Origin of the sequence: Bacillus cereus G9842, assembly GCF_000021305.1 — a bacterium.
Classification (GTDB): Bacteria; Bacillota; Bacilli; order Bacillales; family Bacillaceae_G; genus Bacillus_A; species Bacillus_A thuringiensis_S.
In genome coordinates, this window is the sequence record NC_011772.1 from 5,194,480 (window position 1) to 5,214,175 (window position 19,696).

Consider the following 19,696-nt stretch of genomic DNA (forward strand, 5'->3'; position numbering starts at 1 on the left):
ACAAGGTTTATCCACAAAATGTGGATAAACCCAATTAATCCGTGGATAACTTTGTGAATAGCTGACAATTTAGTATTATTGCATTCTGCTCTTTTATATTTTTACAAAAATGTTCTAACTGTTGAATACCCTCTGGAACCTCATCCTTTTCTATAGTAAAAAAGTCAAAGAACTGAAAGATCGGTACAGATTGTGGATGGTTTGTTAGTAAGTACAATTGTTGAACACTTTTTTCTTTCATATACTGCAAAAACATTTCAAAAAAATATAAGAAAGTCTGTTTATCCACATGAGGTGTGAATAAACAAGAACGAATAAGTACATCTTCCCCACTTTGTTCATAACCAATTACAGCTCTTATTTCTTCCGCCTCTTCCAAAATCATAAATTGTGCGTACAACTCATTTATTTTATCATCTTTTTTATTAGCTTGTCCGAAAAAAGAATGTAATCTTTCCACATCTGCTTTCGTAGCAAAATACACTTTCTTCATAATAAATCCCTCCTCATTTTTATATATGAGGAGGGATTTATTAATAGTACTATTTAGAGAATAAAAATGTAAAAGCTTCTACAATAAACAATTTAACTTCTGGCTTTTTTTCTTCCTCTTCTACTTTTACATACTCATTTTGCTTTTCTTGTTTTTTCTCCACAGGTTTCTCCACTTTTTCCACCGTTTTTGTTTCTTCTTTACTTACAGGCTGCTCTTCGACTTTTGTTTCATTTTTTACTACTTTCTTTTCAGAAGCTGTTACTTCTTTTACTACTTCCTGTTTTACAACTTTCGTTTCTTTAACCTTATCCACTTTCTTCTCTTCTGTATTTACTACTTCCTCATCTAGTTGTTTCACCTGCTCCTCTTCAGGAGATTCCGCCTTCACAACGTGCTCTTCTTTTCTTACAGCTGTCCCACTCGAAAAATCTAAGAAACACATTGGTGGAAATAATACACACCACCAGTTCGCCCCTTCACCTTCTCCAATTGTAATCAATACCGCTTCATATTCTCCTGCTGGATAAATAAAATTCCCATATACCTTTGTAGGAAACTTTACATTCTTACTAAATTTCACTTGAAATGATTCTTTACTTCCTTCTCTTTTTAACGTATTTTCCACCGTTTTCTCGATTTCTGGAATATGACTTTGAATTACTTTGCGCGCCTCTTTAAATGAAGTTAAATCCGCTACCCATCCATCAATTTGTGCTTTTACTTCATCACGCACTTTACGCTTTAATGCCTGGTCTTTATCTGAATCACTATTTGCTAAAATTCGTAATCGAACGGCCTCTTTCGGAATAACTGAAGGCCCTTTTGCATCAGCTTTCATATATCCAAACTGCACAAGTAACTGTGCACCAATTAATAATATAAGAAGATAAGCAATAACTTGTTTTTTCATTTCCTCCACCGTCCCCTCTACAAACAGTGTGGACAGACTTTCATATTTCTAAACTATTAAATTCAAAATCTATATGAATTTTCCCACAAAAAAATGGAGTAAGGTGTGAACCTTACTCCATCTCTGCAAATACCATACGGTCTTTTCCGTTAATATCAAAAACAACCTCAACATGGGCATGTGGAAAAGCTTGTTGTAACAATCTTTTTACATCCTCACCTTGTCCTACTCCAATTTCAAACGCTACAATTGCTTTCTCCTGCAACACATTCGGCAATTCTTCCATAAAACGGCGATAAAAATCTAATCCGTCTTCTCCACCAACAAGCGCTCTCTTCGGCTCATGCTCTTTCACAACAGGAGAAAGACCACGCCAATCCTCTTCCGGTATATATGGAGGATTTGAAACAACAACATCTAGCTTTTGACCCGTTTTATGAAATGGTGACAATAAATCACCGTGATAGAACGTTACTTCTGCACCTAAAGCTTTTGCATTTTCTTTTGCAACTTCAATCGACTCTTGTGCAATATCTACTGTATACACGTGGAGATTTTTATTTTCTAAAGCAAGCGTAATAGAAATCGCTCCACTACCTGTGCCTATATCTGCTACATGTAGTTCCTTGTCGCCAAAATGGCGCTCAATTCTTTCTAATACTCCTACTATAAGCTCTTCTGTTTCCGGTCTTGGTATTAATACTTCTTCATTCACAAAGAACGACCGGCCATAAAACATTTCATAACCAATCATATATTGAATAGGAATACCTTCTACGTGCTTGTGGATAAACTCCGTAAAGCTTGCCTCTTGTTCCTCATTTATTTCTTCACGCATATTCATAAGTAATCCTGTTCTGTTCATCTTTAATACATGACAAAGGACAATTTCTCCCGCATTTTCATCTCGTCCATTTTCCTGTAAAAAAGAAGAAGCCCATTTCAGGGCTTCATAGACACGCATTACTCAGCTGCCTCCATCCTTTGAGCCTGATCTTCCATCACTAAGGCATTGATGAAATCATCTAACTTACCTTGTAAGATTTGATCTAGCTTTTGAATCGTTAAACCGATTCGATGGTCTGTAACACGGTTTTGCGGGAAGTTATACGTACGAATACGCTCTGAACGATCACCCGTACCAACAGCTTGTTTACGGTTTTGATCATATTCAGCTTGTGCTTCTTGTCTAAACTTATCATAAACACGTGCGCGTAATACTTTCATCGCTTTTTCTTTATTCTTAATTTGTGATTTCTCATCCTGACAAGATACAACTACACCAGTCGGTAAATGCGTTAAACGTACCGCTGACATCGTTGTATTAACACTTTGTCCACCAGGACCACTAGAAGCGAATGTATCAACACGAACATCTTTCTCGTGAATGTCGATTTCTACTTCTTCTGCCTCTGGTAATACAGCTACAGTTGCTGTAGATGTATGAATACGTCCACCAGATTCCGTTTCAGGAACACGTTGTACACGGTGAGCACCATTCTCGAATTTCAGCTTCGCGAAAGCACCTTTACCGTTAATCATAAAGATAATCTCTTTATATCCACCTAACTCTGTATAGCTAGCCTCGATAATTTCTGTTTTCCAACCTTGAACCTCAGCATAACGGCTATACATGCGGTATAAGTCACCAGCAAATAAAGCGGCCTCATCGCCACCAGCAGCCCCACGAACCTCAACGATAACGTTCTTATCATCATTAGGGTCCTTTGGAACTAGTAAAATTTTCAGACGTTCTGATAACGTTTTTTCTTGTGATTCTAACTCAGAAACCTCTTCTTTTACCATGTCACGCATTTCAGCGTCTAACTTCTCTTCTAACATTGCTTTCGCATCTTTTAATTGCTCACGAACATCCTTATACTCACGATACACCTCTACCGTTTCCTGTATATCAGACTGTTCCTTTGAATATTCACGAAGCTTATTTGTATCGCTAATAACCTCTGGGTCACTTAACAATTCATTTAACTTCTCATAACGATTTTCTACAGCTTGCAAACGATCTAACACATCATTCACCTCTACATCCTAGTATCTAATACAAATAGTATATGGTACTTACTCAAAAAAACGCAAATTATATTTAAAAGCGTAAGCGGCTTGCTCAGAATCGCAGGCCATTGGAGCTCTCGACCTTGAAGCGCTTTTTGCTTCAAGCGAGAGAGTGAAATGGCCGGAGATTCTAGCCGCTGAAGCTAGATAATATTTAAAAGCATAAGTGGCTCACACCACCCACACTCTCCATTCTGAAAAAAACCCGCCTTGCGCAGCGAGTTTTACTTGTCTTTGTTTGTAGGAACTGCATGACAATGACGACATCGTGGTTCATACGATTCTGAAGCCCCAACTAAAATAATCGGATCATCAAATGCCGCTGGTTCTCCATCAATTAATCGTTGTGTACGACTTGCCGGAGATCCACATGCAGAACATACTGCTTGTAGCTTTGTTACATGTTCAGCAATTGCCATCAGCTGAGGAACTTGTCCAAATGGTAGACCACGGAAATCTTGGTCTAAACCAGCTACAATGACACGATAGCCACGATTTGCCAATACTTGCACCACTTCCACAATGTCCCCATCAAAGAATTGTACCTCATCGATTGCAATTACATCCATATCTTCAGTGATATGTTCAAATATATCTTTTGAAGCTGAAACAGGAACTGCTTTTACCTTTAATCCGTTATGTGATACAACGTCTTCTTCACTATAGCGATTATCAATACATGGTTTAAATACAATTGCATGTTGTTTTGCAAATTGCGTACGGCGCACACGGCGGATTAACTCTTCTGATTTACCAGAAAACATACTACCGCAAATCACTTCAATCCAGCCATTTTGATTTATTAAGTACATGAAGCTCTCCTTTCATCTACTTTTTAGTTAAAAGTAGGGTAAAGGTATAATATTTTCACAAAAAAAACAGACAAGCGAATACATACACTTGCCTGTTTTATGTTTTTATTACTTGATACCGTATTTCTTATTGAAGCGATCAACGCGTCCGTCTGCAGTAGCAAACTTCTGACGTCCAGTGTAGAATGGGTGAGAATCAGAACTGATCTCAACTTTTAGTAATGGATAAGTGTTACCATCTTCCCACTCAACAGTTTCGCTAGAGCCTTTAGTAGACCCGCTTAAGAATTTGAAGCCTGTGTTTGTGTCCATGAATACAACTTTCTTGTAATCTGGGTGAATTCCTGCTTTCATTCTTTTCATCTCCTTCCGCCCTGAATCATTTTCGAAACAGAGTTTTTCATCTTCAGCTGCATACACAACTATATTGATGAAACACATATGATGAAATTATAACAAGGCTAACTTCATTTTGCAACTACCTGTTTTTGTCTTTTGAAATTTAAAGTGGCTTGGGCTCGATCAGCTCTGACCAGCTAAGGTTCTCCCACTTATTTCTCTCTTTAATATCACCTAAAAGGCATAAGAAAACTCGCTTACTATAAAATAAGCGAGTCCCAATCTTTTCCCTTTACTTAGTTGTTACATACCTTTTAGAGTCTGCAACAATGTTTTGTAAAAATTCTTCGTTTGTCTTCGTTTGACGAAGCTTACGTAAGAAACTTTCAACAAAGTCTGGTGTATCACGCATTGTTTTACGAATGCCCCATAACTTGTCTAAATGCTCTTTTGGAATTAATAGATCTTCTTTACGTGTACCAGAACGACGAATATCAATCGCTGGGAAGATACGACGTTCAGCTAACGAACGATCTAAGTGAAGTTCCATATTTCCAGTTCCTTTAAATTCCTCGTAAATAACATCGTCCATACGAGATCCTGTATCAACAAGGGCTGTTGCTAAAATCGTTAAGCTACCGCCTTCTTCAATATTACGTGCAGCTCCAAAGAAACGCTTCGGTCTATGGAAAGCCGCTGGGTCGATACCACCCGATAATGTTCTACCACTTGGCGGAATAACGAGGTTGTAAGCTCGCGCTAAACGGGTAATACTATCCATTAAAATGATAACATCTTTTTTGTGCTCTACAAGACGCATTGCACGTTCTAACACAAGTTCAGCTACTTTAATATGATTTTCTGGTACTTCATCAAAAGTAGAACTTACAACGTCACCCTTAACAGAACGTTCAATGTCTGTTACTTCCTCTGGACGCTCATCAATTAAAAGAACAATTAATTCTGCTTCTGGATGATTTGTTGTAACACTGTGTGCAATTTCTTTTAATAGACTTGTTTTACCAGCCTTTGGAGGCGCAACAATTAAACCACGTTGTCCAAATCCAACTGGTGCGATTAAATCCATGATACGTGTCGGTAACTTTTTCGGTTCCGTTTCCAATTTCATTTGGCGATCTGGGTATAATGGTGTTAATGCAGGGAAATGCACACGCTCTTTTGCTGAATCTGGATCATCTCCGTTTACAGCTTCAACTTGTAATAACCCAAAATAGCGTTCATTTTCTTTCGGAGGTCGTACTTTACCAGAAACTTTGTCTCCATTACGTAAATCGAAACGACGAATTTGCGAAGCTGAGATATAAATATCTTCTGAGCTTGGAGAATAGTTGATAGGACGTAGGAATCCAAATCCTTCTGATTGAATAATTTCTAATACGCCTTCCATGAAAAAGAAACCTTCTTTTTCTGCTCGAGCTTTCAAAATAGAAAAGATTAACTCTTTTTTCGTTAACTTGCTATAATACGAAATCTTAAATTCTTTCGCAAGCTCGTATAACTCTTTTAATTTCATGTTTTCTAATGCTGCAATTGACAAATTCATTCAGACACCACACTTTAACGTTATTCTCTTTTTTCATGGGTAAAGGGAAAAATACGGAAGGCAAATAATTAATAATGAAAGGCAATAAGTTCAAGTAGGGTAATATTCACTATTGTAACCCTTTTATCTAGTTTTAATCAATACGTTGGAACACAAATACAAGAAGCGAAGACAAGAAAATTTGTCTTCGCTTCTTATTTAGTTTAGTTCCAGCTCCGATAGTTAAAAAGATCGACCATTTTAACCTTTCTGAAGGAGCCGCTTACGCTTTTTATTTAATCCAGCTTCAGCAGCTAGAATGGTCGGTGGCTTCACTTCTTCCTGCGAGGCAAAAAGCGCCTCTACGTCAGAAGCTCCATCCCCCTCCCATTCTGAACGAGCCGCTTACGCTTTTTATTTAATCCAGCTCCGGTGGCTAGAAGGGTCAGTCATTTCACCCCTTCCTGCGAGGCACAAAACGCCTCTTCGTCAGGAGTTCCAATGCCTTCCCCTTCTGAGCAAGCTGCTTACGCTTTTTACTTAAATCCAGTTCCAGCGGCTAGAATCTCCGGTCATTTCACTCTCTCACTCGAAGCAAAGAGCGCTTCAAGGTCGAGAGTTCCAATGTCCTGCGATTCTGAGCGAGCCACTTCCACCTTTTACTTAATAACCAAGTTCGGTTTTTTATTTAAGCTATGACGACCATCTACGAAGCGAACTGTGCCTGATTTCGCACGCATAACAAGAGATTGCGTTGTTCCTACGCTACCTTTAAATTGAACACCGCGTAATAGTTCTCCATCTGTTACACCTGTTGCTGCAAAGATTGCATCGTCACCTTTTACTAAGTCCTCCATACGAAGGATACGATTAATGTCTTCTATGCCCATTTTTTTACAACGCGCTAATTCAGCTTCGTTTTGTGGCAATAGTTTTCCGTGAATTTCTCCACCTAAACATTTTAAAGCAACTGCTGCTAATACACCTTCAGGTGCTCCACCAGATCCAAATAAAATATCTACACCTGTACGATCAAACGCTGTATTAATCGCTCCAGCTACATCTCCATCATTAATTAATTTAATACGAGCACCAGCTTTACGAATTTCTTCGATAATTTCTTGATGACGTGGGCGATTTAAAACTGTCGCTACAACATCTTCAATATCTTTATTTTTCGCTTTCGCAACTGCACGTAAGTTATCAATAATAGGCGCATCAATGTCGACCGCCCCAACTGCTTCTGGGCCAACCGCGATTTTATCCATGTACATGTCAGGAGCATGTAACAAATTACCATGGTCTGCAATTGCAATAACAGCAAGAGCATTCCAGCCACCAGCTGCTACGATGTTTGTCCCTTCTAAAGGATCAACTGCAACGTCTACACGTGGTCCATATCCTGTACCTAATTTCTCTCCGATATATAGCATTGGTGCTTCATCCATCTCACCTTCACCAATTACAACTGTACCTTTCATCGGAATTGTATCAAATACATCACGCATAGCTGATGTTGCTGCACCGTCTGCTTCATCTTTTTTCCCGCGCCCCATCCAACGCGCTGATGATAATGCTGCAGCCTCTGTTACACGTACTAACTCCATAGATAAACTTCTTTCCACAATAATCCCTCTCCTTTAAGTCTTTATATTTCTGCCGTATTTTGTGAACCGTGTTTTTCTATAAAGTGTACTTCCGCAAGTAGTGATCCTTCGCTTCCCCCTTGCGGAAGTATCACTTATGCGTTCTTCATCTCTTCAATTTCTTGTTTTGTCATTTGTTCTCGCCAAATGTTTGCTCCAAGCCCTTTAAGCTTGTCCACTATATTCTCATAACCTCGATCAATATGCTCAAGTCCTGTTACTTCTGTAATTCCATCTGCCATTAACCCTGCAATAACAAGTGCCGCTCCCGCTCGTAAATCACTCGCCTTCACTTTTGCACCTTGCAGTAACACAGGACCAGTTACAATTGCCGAACGACCTTCTACTTTAATTTGAGCATTCATACGACGTAATTCATCAATGTGTTTGAAACGGGCACCGTAAATTGTATCTGTTACAACTCCCGTCCCGTGCGCTTTTGTTAAAAGCGTCGTAAACGGCTGTTGTAAATCTGTTGGAAAACCTGGATATACAAGCGTTTTGATATCAACTACTTTTAACTTTCTATTACCGTTCACCGTAATTTGATCATCGTTCGTTTCAACTTGAACACCAGCTTCTCTTAGCTTTGCAGTAACTGATTCTAAGTGCTGAGGAATAACGTTATCAACCGTTACTTCTCCTCCTGATGCAGCTCCTAGAATCATATACGTACCAGCTTCGATACGATCTGGGATGATAGTATGGTGACAACCATGTAAAGAGTCCACACCATCTATTCGGATTACATCTGTACCAGCACCTTTAATACGTGCTCCCATGCTTGTTAACAATGTAGCTACATCAATAATCTCGGGCTCTTTCGCTGCATTTTCAATAACAGTTCTACCTTTCGCTCGTACAGCTGCTAGCATAATATTAATCGTAGCTCCCACACTAACAACATCTAAATAAATACGTGCTCCATGTAGTTCATCTGCCCTTAAATAGATGGCACCTTGTTCATTTGTAACATGTGCACCCAGCGCTTCAAACCCTTTAATATGCTGATCAATTGGCCTCGGTCCTAAATGACATCCACCCGGAAGCCCAATAACAGCTTTTTTAAAACGGCCAAGCATCGCACCCATTAAATAATAAGAAGCGCGCAACTTTTTCACTTTTCCATTTGGCAAAGGCATTGCAACCATGTTAGAAGGATCGACTACCATCTCTTCCTCCTGTCCATAAGTTACTTTCCCTCCAATTTCCTCTAGTAAGTCTCCTAACATTTTCACGTCCGAAATATTAGGGACACCACCAATAGTTACTGGAGTATCTGCTAAAATTGTCGCTGGAATTAATGCAACGGCACTGTTCTTTGCACCGCTTACTCGAATTGTTCCATTTAAAGCTCTTCCGCCTTCAATTAGCAATTTTTCCATATTGAGCTCCCTTCTTGTGAATGTATTTACTTTCTATATTTTTATAGAAAGCTCCCCTTAAGAATCTCAATTACTCTTTCCATCCCAAAACTCAATAAAGTGAAACTTTAATTAGTCGGGGGTGTTTATCCCCCACTGGTTATTAGTTGAACCAATCGGGCTTTTACGGGCAGTTGACCCCCACCTAACTTTTTTGCTTCCACTAAATTTTGAGGTGGGGGTCTTACTGCCCTTTAATGCGGGATAAATAGGAAACCATTATCTTCATTTCTCCTGTAGCACGAATAGATAAAGATCAACTATTCATCGAATTCACTTTATCAATTTAGATACGTTATCACATTTATTAATAGGACTATGCACATTATTTTCTATTTAAAAACCAAAAATGATAAAATCTTTCGACTTGTTCACGCTTTCATTATACAACGAAAGGAAACCGTCTAAAAGACTAGACGGTTTCCAAAACGGAATTTTATTCTTACGCTTTACCGTTAGAACCGAACTCACGCATTTTACCAGCAACAGTTGCTTTAATAGCGTCGCGGCCAGGTCCGATAAATTTACGAGGATCGTAAACTTCTTGGTCTTTGTTTAATACTTCACGAACAGCTTTTGTAAACTCGATTTGGTTCTCAGTGTTTACGTTGATTTTTGAAGTACCTAAAGAGATAGCTTTTACGATATCAGCAGTTGGGATACCAGTACCACCGTGTAATACTAAAGGTACGCCAGTGAAGTCACGAACTTGTTCCATTTCAGCGAATCCTAAGTTAGGCTCACCTTTGTAAGGACCGTGTACAGAACCTAAAGCTGGAGCTAGGCAATCGATACCTGTTGCTTCAACAAGGTGCTTACACTCTGCTGGATCAGCGTAAATTACGCCTTCAGCGATTACGTCGTCTTCTTGTCCGCCAACTGTTCCAAGCTCAGCTTCAACAGATACGTTACGAGCGTGTGCGTATTCTACTACTTGTTTAGTAGTTTCAACGTTTTCTTCGAATGGGTGGTGAGAAGCGTCGATCATTACAGATGTGAAACCTGCATCAATTGCTTCTTTACATTTTTCGAAGCTTGAACCATGGTCAAGGTGAATCGCTACAGGAACAGTGATGTTCATTTCTTCGATTAAAGCTTTAACCATAGCTACAACTGTTTTGAAACCAGTCATATGACGAGCTGCACCCTCAGATACACCTAGGATTACAGGAGATTTTTCTTCTTCCGCAGCAGCTAAGATAGCTTGAGTCCACTCTAAGTTGTTCATGTTGAATTGACCAACTGCGTATTTTCCTTCTAGTGCTTTGTTTAGCATTTCTTTCATAGAAACTAAAGGCATGGTGAATCCTCCTAAAAAACGTTTTTTGTATCCGATAAGTTCTTATCGCTGGTAGTATGACCAGAATAAGGTAAAATATGTATATCTACATACCGGACTTTTTTCTACACTCAATAGGATAACAACTTGTACTCAAAAACTCAACCGTATTCACCTGCACAATAGTCCATGTAAACGCTTTTTTCCATATTTTTTATAAAAAATTCATTTTTACGCCTCTACAGCGAGCTCATTTCTCACAGCTTGACGAATTTCATCAATATCAAATGGTTTAGCAAAATGCATTAAAGCACATAAATCTTTTGCTTCTTGGATCATATCAAGCTCTCCATAAGCAGTCATTAAAATGACTTTAATACTCTCATCAATTTCTTTTACATGCTTTAAAATCTCTATACCATCCATGCCTGGAATTTTCATATCTAATACTACTAAATCCGGATTATCTTTTTTCACGATATCTAAAGCTTGAAATCCATTCGCTGCTTGGAATGTCTGATAACCTTCTTTTTGGAACACTTCATGTAATAACACACGAATCCCATATTGATCATCAACGATTAAAATTTTACCTTCCATAATTCCCAACCTTTCTGTGTAAGTACAAGATTTAAAGCTTCTTATATCTTAACGATTTATTTTCGCTATTCTTTGGCAAATTCCTTCCTATTCTTTCTTATTTTACCGTTTCCTATTTTGTTATGCTACCCTACGATTTCACCTTTCTAAAAAAATAAACTATAATGAAAGCCGGCAAACACGTACGAAGGGAGTAACATTATGTTAAAAATTTTTTCAACTCAATTAAGTGGTTATTTCTCCAGAGTTTCTCAAAAAGAAGAAATGAATATAGAAGATAGCGCTCGTTTACTTGCTCAAGCACTAATTGGCGATGGTTTCATTTATTTATATGGTACAAATGAAATGGATGGTGTTGTTACCGAAGCACTATTCGGTGCTGAACCAATGAAGCAAGCAAAACGCTTATTTGAAAATGGTAAAGAAGCAGAAGTAACCTCTGCGGATCGTGTACTTCTTATTAGCCGTTTTTCAACAGATGAAGCAGTTGTAGAAATTGCAAAAAAACTACAAGAAGAGGGACACTCTATTGTCGGCATTTCTGCTCTTCAAGAAGGTACGAAATCACTGGAACAATATACAGACGTACATATTGATACAAAACTGTTAAAAGGCCTTATTCCAGACGATGAAGGTAATCGCTACGGGTTCCCAAGCTTAATAGTAGCTTTATTTGCTTATCACGGAATCAAATTTACAATCGATGAAATGTTAAACGAATATTAAAAAAAAGCGCCGTCACTTTAAAGTGACGGCGCTTTTTTTATTACTTGCTCTCTTTATTCGTAATAGAAGCTCTTACGAAGTCATGGAACAATGGTTGTGGACGGTTTGGACGAGAAACAAGTTCTGGGTGGAACTGTGCTGCTACGAACCAAGGGTGGTCTTTTAATTCAATGATTTCAACTAGACGACCGTCTGGGCTTGTACCAGAGAATACGAATCCTTCTTTTTCCATATCCGGACGGAACTGGTTGTTGAACTCATAACGATGACGATGACGCTCATATACAACCGGCTCATTATAAGCATTGTAAGCATTTGTTTCTTCAGAAAGCTTACATGGGTATAGACCAAGACGAAGTGTACCACCTAGGTCCTCTACATCTTTTTGTTCTGGTAATAGGTCAATGATTGCGTATGGTGTATCAGGGTTAATCTCAGAAGAGTTAGCACCTTCTAAACCTAATACATTACGTGCGAATTCAATTGATGCAAGTTGCATACCTAAGCAAATTCCTAAGAATGGAACTTTGTTTTCACGAGCATATTGAATCGCAACGATTTTACCTTCTACACCACGATCGCCGAAGCCACCTGGTACAAGGATACCATCTGTGTCTCCTACTAATTCTTGTACATTTTCTGCTGTTACGTGCTCAGCATTTACCCATTTTACTTCTACATCTGTATCGAATGAGTAACCAGCATGACGAAGTGCTTCTACAACAGAAATATATGCATCTTGAAGTTCTACATATTTACCAACAAGAGCGATTTTTGTTTTCTTAGAAAGGTTACGTACCTTGTTAACTAGCGCAGTCCACTCTGTCATATCTGCAGCTGGATTGTCTAATTTTAAGTGATCACAAACGATTTGGTCCATGTTTTGTTCTTGAAGAGATAATGGAACCGCATATAAAGTATCTGCATCGCGAGCTTCGATAACTGCTTTTGTATCGATGTCACAGAATAATGCAAGCTTGTCTTTCATATCTTGAGAAACAGGAAGTTCTGTACGAACAACGATAATATTTGGTTGAATACCTAAGCTACGAAGTTCTTTAACACTATGTTGTGTTGGTTTTGTTTTCATTTCACCCGCTGCTTTTAAGTACGGGATTAACGTACAGTGAATGTACATTACATTGTCACGACCGATGTCGCTCTTAATTTGACGGATTGCTTCTAAGAATGGTAGAGACTCGATATCACCAACAGTTCCACCGATTTCTGTAATAACAACATCCGCATTTGTTTCACGGCCAGAACGATATACGCGCTCTTTAATTTCGTTAGTAATGTGAGGAATAACTTGAACTGTTCCTCCTAAATATTCACCGCGACGCTCTTTTTGAAGAACTGAAGAGTAAATTTTACCTGTTGTTACGTTGCTGTATTTGTTTAAGTTAATGTCGATAAAACGCTCATAGTGACCAAGGTCTAAGTCAGTTTCTGCGCCATCATCTGTTACGAATACCTCACCGTGTTGGTATGGGCTCATAGTCCCTGGGTCTACGTTAATGTATGGATCAAACTTTTGAATCGTTACATTTAAACCACGATTTTTTAAAAGTCTTCCAAGAGATGCTGCTGTAATACCTTTTCCTAAAGACGATACTACACCGCCTGTTACAAAAATATACTTAGTCATGAAAAAGCTCCCTTCTATTTTGCTGTTATATAATCACCGTTGCAAAGCGCAACGTATGTAGATAACACTGTATCCATCTTATTGTTAGACTCTTTTTATTTTCTAAACAAAAAACAAAAAAGAAAATTGCTCCCCTCATCACATAAAGTAATAAGTAGGGAGCAATTTTCTTTTATATTTACACTTTAAAAGTATTATCGTCCTTTTTTAAAGAGCCCAAAAATGATTCTACATGGACGATAATGAAAAGTCAAGAACTACAGTTCTTCCTCTTCTTCTTCAGTTTCATCATACTCAAGTTCTTCTTCAGCGAAGTCGTCTTCTTCATCTTCTTCTAAATCATCAAGATCGTCGTCATCTCCGTCTTCTTCTTCAAGAACCTTGTCCAAATCTTCTACATCATCTTCTTCGTCTGCATTTCCGTCTGCATCGTCAAAGTCATCTTCATCTTCTTCAATGTAGTCGTCAAAACCGTCTTCTTCAACTTTACGTTTCTTCTTCGGTTTTGGCTGCGGTAAGATTTCTTCATCAATTTGCTCATATGGGTACCAGCTGCGTAGTCCCCAACGATTTTCTCCTAAATTAATGAAACGTCCATCGATGTTTAAGTCTGTATAAAATTGTGCGAGTTTCGCATTAACTTGCTCTTGAGATAGTCCCAGCACTTGAGCGATTTCTTGAACCAACTCGTTGAATGTCGTTGCTTGTCTTTTATCCCCTAAAACGCTATGTACAACTTCAATCATTGAACATTCTTTTAGCTCTTCTGGTGAATATTGCTTAAAATTCACTTATGCGGCACTTCCTTTCATCAAATATAACCTTATATATAACGGTCTGCTTAAAAAAATCCATACTATTCATTATAAACAAAAGTCGCACAAATATGCTACAAAAAAAACGGGAAACTTTTATATGGTAATAAAATTAATAATTTGTCTGTTCCTTATTTCGGAAGCATATGGGCACCTTGCAACACATACCTAATTTGCATTTCTGTATATTCTTCAAGCGTATACAGTTTTTGCAGCGCCCAGCGTCTAAACCCCCACATTTGTCCTTGTATAAAAATATTATGTGCAAGAAGCTGTATTTCTTTTTTATTTAATATAAACGTTCCATTTTCCGTACACTGTTCTAAAATATCCTCAAACATTCCTACCATTTGAAACTCTTTTTCTAATACATATGGGAGAGATTCTTTCGGTAAAAAACGTACTTCTTGATACATAATTAATACTTCTTCTTGTAATTCGTCCATCACTTTAAAGTAATTCGTTATCGCTATCTTTAAACTTTCTATACTCCCTTTTTCTGTACATACTACTTCCTCTAATCGTTCTTTTACATGTTCATATATACTATCACAAACTAAATACAAAACATCATCTTTTGTACGAATGTACTCATAAAGTGTCCCTATACTAAATCCCGCCGCTTTTGCAATCTCTCTCGTTGTTGTACGCGGAAATCCTTTTTGTTTAAACAGTTGCACCGCACCTTTAATCATTTGTTCACGTCTTAACGCAACTAATTTTTCATCTTTCACCGATGCATGTACATTATGTTTAACCATTACCTTCACCTCTCTCTATTATTTTTTGGAAGGAAAAAGCGTAGGAAAATACCTACGCTTTCGTTCCTACTTCGTTAACATACGAGAAATTACAAGCCTCTGAATCTCTTGTGTTCCTTCATATATTTGTGTAATCTTTGCATCTCGCATATAACGCTCTACTGGATAATCTTTCGTATAACCGTAACCACCAAATACTTGCACCGCTTCAGTCGTCACCTTCATCGCTGTATCCCCCGCAAATACTTTTGACATCGCTGATTCTTTTCCATACGGAAGCCCTTCTGATTCAAGCCAAGCCGCTTGATATGTTAAAAGGCGTGCCGCTTCTACATCTGTTGCCATATCCGCAAGTTTAAAGCCAATCCCTTGCTGCGCCGCAATTGGCTTTCCAAATTGATGGCGCTCCCTTGCATATTCTACAGAAGCATCTAAAGCCCCTTGTGCAATACCAACAGCTTGCGCCGCAATACCGTTACGACCTCCATCTAATGTTTGCATCGCAACTTTAAATCCTTGCCCCTCTTCTCCAAGTAGATTCTCTACAGGAATACGGCAATCTTCAAACATAATTTCAGTCGTTGGTGAAGAGCGAATCCCTAGCTTGCTCTCCTTCTTCCCAACTGAAAATCCCGGTGTATCACTTTCTACAATAAATGCACTCGTACCGCGCTGCTTCGATTCAGGATTAGTTAGCGCAAAAACAACATAAATATCAGCAATACCGCCATTTGTAATGAAAATTTTTGATCCATTTAAAATATAATGGTCGCCATCTCTCTTTGCGATTGTCTTCATTCCACCAGCATCCGATCCAGATCCTGGCTCCGTTAAGCCGTATGCACCAATTTTCTTCCCTTCAGCCATCGGTCGTAAAAACTTTTGCTTTTGTTCTTCTGTCCCAAATTTAAAAATTGGCCATCCCGCAAGTGAAGTATGTGCAGATAGTGTTACACCTGTTGAAGCACAAACTCGAGATAATTCTTCAATAGCAATTACGTATGCTAAGTAATCGCTTCCAATTCCTCCGTATTCTTCAGGCCACGGAATACCGGTTAAACCAAGCTCTGCCATTTGATCAAATAACTCTCGATCAAATCTCTCTTCCTCATCACGCTCAGCTGCTGTTGGTGCTACTTCATTTTTAGCAAAATCTCGAACCATTTTTCTTATCATTTCATGTTCTTCTGATAGTTTAAAATGCATCTCCGTCTCCCCCTCGCCCTTTTATAAAGCACGGCTAATAACAAGTTTCTGTATTTCACTTGTTCCTTCATATATTTGCGTGATTTTCGCATCACGGAAAAATCGTTCTACTGGATAGTCTTTCGTATAACCGTAACCACCAAATACTTGCACCGCCTCAATCGCGACTTCAACCGCTGTCTTAGAAGCAAATAATTTCGCAATAGATGCTTCTTTACCGCATGGTAATCCTTGTGCCCTAAGAGACGCCGCTCTATATACGAGTAACCTTGCTGCTTCGACACTTGTTGCCATATCTGCAAGTTTGAAGCCAATCCCTTGCTGCGCCGCAATTGGTTTCCCAAATTGCTCTCGTTCTTTTGCATAATCAATCGCACATGCAAGCGCCGCTTCAGCAATTCCTAACGCCTGTGCACCGATTCCAATTCGCCCAACATCTAAATTCGCCATTGCCACCTTGAATCCTTGTCCTTCTTCCCCAAGTAAATTCTCAGCTGGCACTTTCATATCTTCAAAAGTAAGTTGTACCGTACGAGAACCGAGAAGCCCCATCTTATGTTCATCTTTTCCGATGATTAAACCAGGTGTATCTTTCTCTACTATAAATGCAGAAATACCACTTTTTCCTGCATCTGGATTTGTAGAAGCGAATACAATGTACGTACTTGCTTCACCACCATTTGTAATAAACACTTTCGATCCATTAATAATATAATGATCGCCTTTTTTTACAGCTCTTGATTTCAAACTCCCTGCATCCGATCCTGCATTTGGCTCTGTTAAAGCAAATGCGCCTAAATATTCCCCGGTTGCAAGTTTAGAAACATATTTTTTCTTCTGTTCTTCTGTTCCGAAATATAAAATCGGATTCATTCCAACTGACGTATGTACAGCTAAAATTACACCAACTGTTGCACTTACCTTTGAGATTTCCTCAATTGCTAGAATGTAAGAAATAAAATCCATTTCTGCCCCGCCGTATTTTGCAGGCGCTGGAATCCCCATTAATCCAAGATTACCCATCTTTTGTAAAACCTCTTTTGGGAACACCCCTTGTTCCATACTAGGAACAAAGGGAGCTATTTCCTTCTGTGCAAAATCCCGAACCATTTTCCTCATCATTTGCTGCTCTTCATTAAAACGAAAGTTCATATACTCCGCCTCCATTTGCTATATATCCTTTTAACAATTTGGTAAGACCACTATTTTGTAACAAAGGGGGAATTTATTCGTAAACGTAGAATCCACGACCTGTTTTACGACCTAACCATCCTGCATTCACATACTTACGTAATAACGGACATGGGCGATATTTACTATCTCCTAATCCTTCATGCAACACTTCCATAATGTATAAACACGTATCTAAACCGATAAAATCAGCGAGCGTCAAAGGCCCCATCGGATGGTTCATACCCAGCTTCATTACTTCATCAATTGCTTCTTTCGTCGCTACACCTTCATATAACGTATAAATTGCTTCGTTAATCATCGGTAACAAAATGCGGTTTGATACAAAACCTGGGAAATCATTTACTTCAACTGGTACTTTCCCAATTTTTTTCGTAATATCTTCAATTGCTTCATATACCGCATCATCTGTAGCCAAACCACGAATAATCTCAACAAGCTTCATAACTGGAACTGGATTCATAAAGTGCATACCGATTACTTTTTCCGGACGCTTCGTTACCGCTGCAATTTCTGTAATTGGCAGAGATGACGTATTCGTCGCTAAAATTGCGTGTTCTGGAGCAATTTCATCTAGATTCGCAAAGATTTTCTTTTTAATATCCATTTTCTCAACAGCTGCTTCAATAATAAGATCCGCTTCTTTCACACAATCTAAATCAAGCGTTACTGTAAGACGATTTAATGTCGCTTCCTTCTCTTCTTCCTTCATGCGTCCTTTTTCTACTTGGCGCGCTAAGTTTTTCGTAATGATAGCCAAACCTCTATCTAATTGCTCTTGTTTTAAATCTTGTACCTTCACGTCATATCCTGCCATTGCACATACTTGTGCAATTCCTGATCCCATTTGCCCTGCACCAATTACAACAATGTTTTGTACACCCATTTTTTCTTCCCCCTTAATTGTTAATAAATTTTATACCCTCGAACTTTAATTAGTGAACTTCAATCATCACTGCGTCCCCTTGACCGCCACCGCTACAAATCGAAGCAATTCCAATTCCGCCGCCGCGCTGCTTAAGCGCATGGATTAGTGTAACGATAATGCGCGCTCCGCTTGCTCCAATTGGATGTCCCATCGCTACTGCGCCGCCATTTACATTCAATTTTTCTGGATCAATTCCTGCGATTTCTGTACTTGCAATTGCTACCGCTGCAAATGCTTCATTAATCTCGAATAAATCGATATCTTCAATTGTCTTGCCTGTTTTTTCAAGCAATGCGTTAATTGCATAACCTGGCGTTCTTGGGAAATCTTTAGATTCCACTGCAATTGCTGTATGCGCCAAAATTGTCGCTAATGGCTTTCTTCCTTCTTGCTTCGCTCTGTCTTCGCTCATTAATACAAGTGCGGCACCACCATCGTTCAAGCCTGGCGCATTACCAGCTGTCACCGCCGCTGTCTTATCAAATACAGGTTTTAACTTTGCTAACTTTTCAATCGTTGTATCTTCACGTGGCGCCTCATCCTTTGCAACGACAATAGAATCGCCTTTTCTTTGCGGGATCGTTACTGGAACGATCTCCTCTTCAAAACGTCCTTCTTTATGCGCTGAAACCGCACGCTGATGGCTACGATATGCCCATTCATCTTGCGCTTCGCGAGAAATTCCATCTTCCTTCGCAACTTCTCCGCCATAAACACCCATGTGTGTACCTGAAAATGCGCATGTTAAACCGTCAGCAACGTTTAAATCAATAACTTCGTTGTTGCCCATTCTGTATCCCCATCTTGCTCCGCGTAAAATGTAAGGACTGTTACTCATCGACTCCATACCACCAGCTACAATCAGTGATTGATCGCCAGTACGAATAATCTGATCCGCTAACGTAACCGCACGAAGGCCTGATGCACAAACTTTATTGACTGTTTCCGTCTGCACTTCCCAAGGGATTCCTGCAGCCCTTGCAGCTTGGCGCGATGGAATTTGTCCCTGTCCACCTTGAATAACCGTTCCAAATATAACTTCTTCAACATCACTAGCTGCAACATTTGCTCTTTCAAGCGCTGCTTTAATTGCAATTCCTCCAAGTTCCGTCGCTTTTACATCTTTTAAAGATCCTCCGAATCTTCCAACTGGTGTTCTTGCAGCACTTAAAATAACTGTTTTACTCATGTTTCTTTCCCCCATTTCATTTTTTAACACTGAGCGCTCGCTCGGTATCCCTACGTTGAGAAGAGGTGCAATCATTGCACCTCTTTCTAAAGTTGTATACATTCTTATAA

19 protein-coding genes are annotated in these 19,696 nt (G+C 39.0%); 1 reads left to right on the forward strand and 18 read right to left on the reverse strand.

Annotation, left to right across the window (positions count from 1 at the left end):
• Positions 1-34: 34 nt before the first annotated feature.
• The 11 genes from BCG9842_RS26365 to spo0F all read right to left on the reverse strand — a co-directional run bounded on the left by BCG9842_RS26365 (position 35) and on the right by spo0F (position 11,122).
• The gene (locus tag BCG9842_RS26365) at positions 35-493 is read right to left on the reverse strand and encodes a mechanosensitive ion channel protein (protein ID WP_000758437.1); all 459 of its coding nucleotides are present in this window, start codon (positions 491-493) and stop codon (positions 35-37) included.
• 49 nt (positions 494-542) lie between these two features.
• Positions 543-1,406, reverse strand: coding sequence for a stage II sporulation protein R (gene spoIIR, locus BCG9842_RS26370; RefSeq protein ID WP_000745072.1), 864 nt, complete (start codon positions 1,404-1,406; stop codon positions 543-545).
• 112 nt (positions 1,407-1,518) lie between these two features.
• Positions 1,519-2,370, reverse strand: a complete 852-nt coding sequence (gene prmC / locus BCG9842_RS26375; RefSeq protein ID WP_001267024.1) for a peptide chain release factor N(5)-glutamine methyltransferase — start codon at positions 2,368-2,370, stop codon at positions 1,519-1,521.
• Positions 2,370-3,437, reverse strand: a complete 1,068-nt coding sequence (gene prfA / locus BCG9842_RS26380) for a peptide chain release factor 1 (protein WP_000887066.1) — start codon at positions 3,435-3,437, stop codon at positions 2,370-2,372. The genes prmC and prfA overlap by 1 nt, the downstream gene beginning before the upstream one ends.
• A gap of 266 nt (positions 3,438-3,703) precedes the next feature.
• Positions 3,704-4,291, reverse strand: a complete 588-nt coding sequence (locus tag BCG9842_RS26385) for a thymidine kinase (RefSeq protein ID WP_000280851.1) — start codon at positions 4,289-4,291, stop codon at positions 3,704-3,706.
• Between the two features lie 108 nt (positions 4,292-4,399).
• Complete coding sequence (locus tag BCG9842_RS26390; protein WP_000643435.1) at positions 4,400-4,645, reverse strand: type B 50S ribosomal protein L31; 246 nt, start codon at positions 4,643-4,645, stop codon at positions 4,400-4,402.
• A gap of 277 nt (positions 4,646-4,922) precedes the next feature.
• Positions 4,923-6,194, reverse strand: coding sequence for a transcription termination factor Rho (rho, locus tag BCG9842_RS26395; protein ID WP_001053903.1), 1,272 nt, complete (start codon positions 6,192-6,194; stop codon positions 4,923-4,925).
• A gap of 638 nt (positions 6,195-6,832) precedes the next feature.
• Positions 6,833-7,798: a class II fructose-bisphosphatase gene (gene glpX, locus BCG9842_RS26400; RefSeq protein WP_000442340.1), complete on the reverse strand. Its 966-nt coding sequence runs from the start codon at positions 7,796-7,798 to the stop codon at positions 6,833-6,835.
• A 116-nt stretch (positions 7,799-7,914) separates the two neighbouring features.
• Positions 7,915-9,204 carry a UDP-N-acetylglucosamine 1-carboxyvinyltransferase gene (murA, locus tag BCG9842_RS26405; RefSeq protein ID WP_000413248.1) on the reverse strand — a complete coding sequence of 430 codons (1,290 nt, stop codon included), beginning with the start codon at positions 9,202-9,204 and terminating at the stop codon, positions 7,915-7,917.
• 481 nt (positions 9,205-9,685) lie between these two features.
• Positions 9,686-10,543, reverse strand: a complete 858-nt coding sequence (locus tag BCG9842_RS26410) for a class II fructose-bisphosphate aldolase (protein ID WP_001131856.1) — start codon at positions 10,541-10,543, stop codon at positions 9,686-9,688.
• A gap of 210 nt (positions 10,544-10,753) precedes the next feature.
• Positions 10,754-11,122, reverse strand: a complete 369-nt coding sequence (spo0F, locus tag BCG9842_RS26415) for a sporulation initiation phosphotransferase Spo0F (RefSeq protein ID WP_000398591.1) — start codon at positions 11,120-11,122, stop codon at positions 10,754-10,756.
• Between the two features lie 201 nt (positions 11,123-11,323).
• On the opposite strand from spo0F, the gene BCG9842_RS26420 reads away from it, so the two are divergent.
• Positions 11,324-11,848, forward strand: a complete 525-nt coding sequence (locus BCG9842_RS26420) for a DUF2529 domain-containing protein (RefSeq protein WP_000912391.1) — start codon at positions 11,324-11,326, stop codon at positions 11,846-11,848.
• A 40-nt stretch (positions 11,849-11,888) separates the two neighbouring features.
• Here the strand turns inward: BCG9842_RS26420 and pyrG are convergent, their stop codons facing one another.
• The 7 genes from pyrG to BCG9842_RS26455 form a co-directional block, all read right to left on the reverse strand.
• Complete coding sequence (gene pyrG, locus BCG9842_RS26425; protein WP_000170448.1) at positions 11,889-13,496, reverse strand: CTP synthase; 1,608 nt, start codon at positions 13,494-13,496, stop codon at positions 11,889-11,891.
• Positions 13,497-13,753: 257 nt separating this feature from the next.
• Complete coding sequence (gene rpoE, locus BCG9842_RS26430; protein WP_001009774.1) at positions 13,754-14,287, reverse strand: DNA-directed RNA polymerase subunit delta; 534 nt, start codon at positions 14,285-14,287, stop codon at positions 13,754-13,756.
• A 155-nt stretch (positions 14,288-14,442) separates the two neighbouring features.
• A complete protein-coding gene (locus BCG9842_RS26435) occupies positions 14,443-15,072 on the reverse strand; it encodes a TetR/AcrR family transcriptional regulator (RefSeq protein WP_000238594.1) in 630 nt (209 codons plus the stop codon).
• A 66-nt stretch (positions 15,073-15,138) separates the two neighbouring features.
• Positions 15,139-16,278 carry an acyl-CoA dehydrogenase AcdA gene (gene acdA, locus BCG9842_RS26440; RefSeq protein ID WP_000545547.1) on the reverse strand — a complete coding sequence of 380 codons (1,140 nt, stop codon included), beginning with the start codon at positions 16,276-16,278 and terminating at the stop codon, positions 15,139-15,141.
• Between the two features lie 21 nt (positions 16,279-16,299).
• On the reverse strand, positions 16,300-17,430 hold the full coding sequence (locus BCG9842_RS26445; RefSeq protein ID WP_001011191.1) for an acyl-CoA dehydrogenase: 1,131 nt from the start codon (positions 17,428-17,430) through the stop codon (positions 16,300-16,302).
• Positions 17,431-17,503: 73 nt separating this feature from the next.
• Positions 17,504-18,355: a 3-hydroxybutyryl-CoA dehydrogenase gene (locus BCG9842_RS26450; RefSeq protein WP_000538874.1), complete on the reverse strand. Its 852-nt coding sequence runs from the start codon at positions 18,353-18,355 to the stop codon at positions 17,504-17,506.
• Positions 18,356-18,404: 49 nt separating this feature from the next.
• Positions 18,405-19,688 (reverse strand): acetyl-CoA C-acetyltransferase, encoded by a 1,284-nt coding sequence (locus tag BCG9842_RS26455; RefSeq protein WP_015945936.1) that lies wholly within the window; start codon positions 19,686-19,688, stop codon positions 18,405-18,407.
• Between the last annotated feature and the right edge of the window lie 8 nt (positions 19,689-19,696).

Coding starts and splice junctions, on each gene's coding strand:
- BCG9842_RS26365 (WP_000758437.1), bottom strand. CDS start 493: ATGAAGAAAGTGTATTTTGCTACGAAAGCAGATGTGGAAAGATTACAT.
- spoIIR (WP_000745072.1), bottom strand. CDS start 1,406: ATGAAAAAACAAGTTATTGCTTATCTTCTTATATTATTAATTGGTGCA.
- prmC (WP_001267024.1), bottom strand. CDS start 2,370: ATGCGTGTCTATGAAGCCCTGAAATGGGCTTCTTCTTTTTTACAGGAA.
- BCG9842_RS26385 (WP_000280851.1), bottom strand. CDS start 4,291: ATGTACTTAATAAATCAAAATGGCTGGATTGAAGTGATTTGCGGTAGT.
- BCG9842_RS26390 (WP_000643435.1), bottom strand. CDS start 4,645: ATGAAAGCAGGAATTCACCCAGATTACAAGAAAGTTGTATTCATGGAC.
- rho (WP_001053903.1), bottom strand. CDS start 6,194: ATGAATTTGTCAATTGCAGCATTAGAAAACATGAAATTAAAAGAGTTA.
- murA (WP_000413248.1), bottom strand. CDS start 9,204: ATGGAAAAATTGCTAATTGAAGGCGGAAGAGCTTTAAATGGAACAATT.
- BCG9842_RS26410 (WP_001131856.1), bottom strand. CDS start 10,543: ATGCCTTTAGTTTCTATGAAAGAAATGCTAAACAAAGCACTAGAAGGA.
- spo0F (WP_000398591.1), bottom strand. CDS start 11,122: ATGGAAGGTAAAATTTTAATCGTTGATGATCAATATGGGATTCGTGTG.
- BCG9842_RS26420 (WP_000912391.1), top strand. CDS start 11,324: ATGTTAAAAATTTTTTCAACTCAATTAAGTGGTTATTTCTCCAGAGTT.
- pyrG (WP_000170448.1), bottom strand. CDS start 13,496: ATGACTAAGTATATTTTTGTAACAGGCGGTGTAGTATCGTCTTTAGGA.
- BCG9842_RS26435 (WP_000238594.1), bottom strand. CDS start 15,072: ATGGTTAAACATAATGTACATGCATCGGTGAAAGATGAAAAATTAGTT.
- acdA (WP_000545547.1), bottom strand. CDS start 16,278: ATGCATTTTAAACTATCAGAAGAACATGAAATGATAAGAAAAATGGTT.
- BCG9842_RS26445 (WP_001011191.1), bottom strand. CDS start 17,430: ATGAACTTTCGTTTTAATGAAGAGCAGCAAATGATGAGGAAAATGGTT.
- BCG9842_RS26450 (WP_000538874.1), bottom strand. CDS start 18,355: ATGGGTGTACAAAACATTGTTGTAATTGGTGCAGGGCAAATGGGATCA.
- BCG9842_RS26455 (WP_015945936.1), bottom strand. CDS start 19,688: ATGTATACAACTTTAGAAAGAGGTGCAATGATTGCACCTCTTCTCAAC.